A 3,003-nucleotide genomic window follows, 5' to 3' on the forward strand; every position below is an offset into this window, starting at 1 on the left:
GAGGGGGTAACTCCGCGCATTTCCGCGACAGGGCCGAAGCGCTTATTCGCGGCATGTCCTATGTCTTCGTGTGGGTCCGGGACAACCTCGGTATTCCGATCATGTCCGAGACGATCCGTACGATGTTCTCTGACATCGTAAAACTGCGCGATCTCTACCAGGATCAGATCTTCACCTATTATGATGCAGATACAGCCGAGACGCGAAAAGTCGAACTGCCGCCCGAGTTTGACCGGACCCTGCTGAACCCGGTCCGCGACTACGTGACAGAGACGGGTGGCTTCTCGAACACCAAAAGCGTGGGAGACCAGGACAAGGTTCGCGAGCAGCATTCCTATGTGGTGGGTGGCTTCGGCAAAACCTTTACCCAGATGAGTTCCACGCTGGGGCATATCTTCCGGTGCAATATCGGTGATGTGGACTTCCGGGACGTCATCTTCAATCGGCGCATCCTCGTCGTTCTTCTTCCCTCGCTCGAAAACCACCCGGACACCAACGCTGCCTTGGGCAAGGCGGTCATCACGGCGCTTCGTTACGCGCTTGCGGCGGCACTCGGCACCTCGATTGAGGGCGACTACGAGGACCGCGTCGTAAATCGCGCGTCGTCCTCGACGGTGCCCTATCCTCTGGTTCTGGACGAAGTCGGTCAGTTCGCGACACGCGGGATCGACGCCATGATGGCGTTGGGTCGCGAGCTGAACATTTCCCTGCTGATCTCGTTTCAGGAAGTGGGCACCCTCTACGCCACGCTCGGTAAGGATTTGACCGTTCCGCTTCTCGGCAATCCCAAGCTGAAGATCTTTGAAAATATCGAAGACTCTGGTCCAACCCGGGAGTGGATCGAACAGTCAGGTGGAACGATGCCTGTCAGCGTCCTCCCCGGCTTCGACAGTTCCAACCCTCTGGGCGTCTATGCGGACCAGCAGCGCGCAGACATCCGCGACGTCAAGCGGATCTCCTGGAGCGATGTGCAGAACCTCCGACAGGGGCAGGCCATCATTCTCTTCCGAGGAAAGCGCATCTACACGCGACTGTTCTATGCAGGCATCAAGCCAGAGGGCGTGAACAGGGTGTTCCCCACAGTTTCAGCGGCTCCCGCTCTTGAAGCCCCTGTCTCGGAGGAACCGGCCACAGAAGCAGATGACGTGGCTCAACGTCTTCAGGAAGGGCGCGATCGGATCGAAAAGGGCGATCTCCGGCCGTTGACCGGAGTTCTGGGAGATCTGTATCAGCGGCTCGGTGTCGTTCTCAACACGGAAGGCACGCCACTGCAGGACGCCCAGGAACTCCTGAACCTTCTTTTTCCGGACGAGACTTCGGCAGAAGACAAACCTTTTGCAAAGCTGTTTGAGACTCTCGTTCCTCCGTCCGCGCAGTTGCCCCGCACGACGGAATCACTTCATCCGGATCTTGACCGAGCACTCCTGACCGAGCTGGTGACGTTCGAGACGGCGCTTGGACTGGATGAGCGGGCGGCCGTCGAGGCAGTCACGCACGCCCTGAATCTTTATGCGCGTGGCAAAGAACTCGCATAGCACCTGAGGCGGCATGTCCCGTGCCGCCTCCATCTTCGAACCTACATCCCTCGTCCTGTGCCACGAACCCGCGTGCGATCGCGCTCCCGCTCTTCTGCCTGTGCGGCGGCGCGAGCCCGCTGCAGCCGGTCTTCGGCCTGTTGCTTCCCCCGACGTTCCTGCAGATCTTCAACCCGCCGCGCTGCATTCAGGGCGTCCTGCGCGGCATAGCCGGCCTTGCGCAGCTTGCGACTGACATCGTCCCATTGCGCGCGCGGGACATCCCGGATCGGGGCTTCCTCAACCTGACGACGCACCTGACCGCCCGGTGACTGCCCTTTCTGCCGGGTCCGCTCATTAACGTGGTTCTGCCGGATCCAGCGCGTATTGGCTTCTTCGTGCGCCAGACGGGCCTTTGCCAGATCGACAGCCAGGGACTTGTAGGGATGTCGCCCCATGTCAGATGCCAGACGGTCATACAGATCGTTGACCGTCACCGGCCGGATATCACCCAGAGCCCGCGAAAACGTCTCGGCCTCCCGGAGAGACCCTTCCGACACGGCCGTCCAGCAACGATGAACATGCCGGCTTTCGGCAACATAGGAGGTAAAGCCGGTCATGGCCGAAGATCCACGCGGCATGGCGTTGATATGCTCGTCGGACGTCACACCCTGCGCCGCATCGACCGTCATGGCATGACCAAAGCCAAGACGGACGCGTCCGGTCTTCGGGTCGGCCAGCCGGGTCCAGGGCACCAGCCCTTCCCGGCCCTTCGCATTTTGTAACACCAGCCCCTCATCGGACCAGCCCTTGACGGTCGTGAAGTCGCCATTCGAACCCAGATCACGCCAGCGACGCCCATGGGCTGTTTCCATCCGAACACTCGTTTTCGCAAACAATCGAACCCTGTCACCTACTGCGAGAGGCAGCTCATAGGTGACGCCACGCTGATCAATGGCGGCCTTGACGATCTCCGCCTGCCCGATCTCGCCACGCTTGCGCAGCCGGTCGCGGACGGCACGGCTGAGATCCATGACGTCTTCGTTGGTCGGCGCCGACATGGTGATGCCCCGCTCCGACCCGGCCTGCGCCAGCATGTCGCGACGTCGAAGATACAGGTCAGCGATCTGCTCAACGACCTGGTCATGGTCGCCCCCCACAAGTCGGATCGTGCCGTCCTTGCGCTTCATGTCGATGGCTTCACGCGCCCGGGCGATATCGGCTTTCTTCTGCTCGTCCTCGGTCTGGCTCAGATCACGGCCAGGACTGCGGAACATGCTGGCGATCTGCCGACCACGCGCGGACTTCTGGCGGATCGTGCTCAACAGCTCCGGACGCGCCTCTTTGGGCATAACACGCAAAAGCAGTTCCACAGCGTCGCCGGCCTCGATCGCCTGGGCCTGTTCCCGGTCGCCCACTACCCGAAGGGCAAAGCCCTTTTCCTGCTGAAGCTGAAGGATCTCAAGCAGCTGACGCGGGGAGACCTGAC

General features: G+C 61.1%; 2 protein-coding genes. One reads left to right on the top strand and one right to left on the bottom strand.

All coding sequences use genetic code 11. From position 1 onward, the window contains the following. Nucleotides 1-1,535: type IV secretion protein DotL (locus R5H23_RS16225; RefSeq protein WP_317216053.1), on the top strand; the 1,535-nt coding region annotated here is incomplete at its 5' end. Between the two features lie 41 nt (nucleotides 1,536-1,576). On the opposite strand, the gene R5H23_RS16230 is transcribed toward R5H23_RS16225, so the two are convergent. Further along, the coding region (locus R5H23_RS16230) for an AAA family ATPase (RefSeq protein ID WP_317216055.1) at nucleotides 1,577-3,003 on the bottom strand (1,427 nt) is incomplete at its 5' end.

Origin of the sequence: Gluconobacter sp. GP1, assembly GCF_032913585.1 — a bacterium.
Taxonomy (GTDB): Bacteria; Pseudomonadota; Alphaproteobacteria; order Acetobacterales; family Acetobacteraceae; genus Gluconobacter; species Gluconobacter cerinus.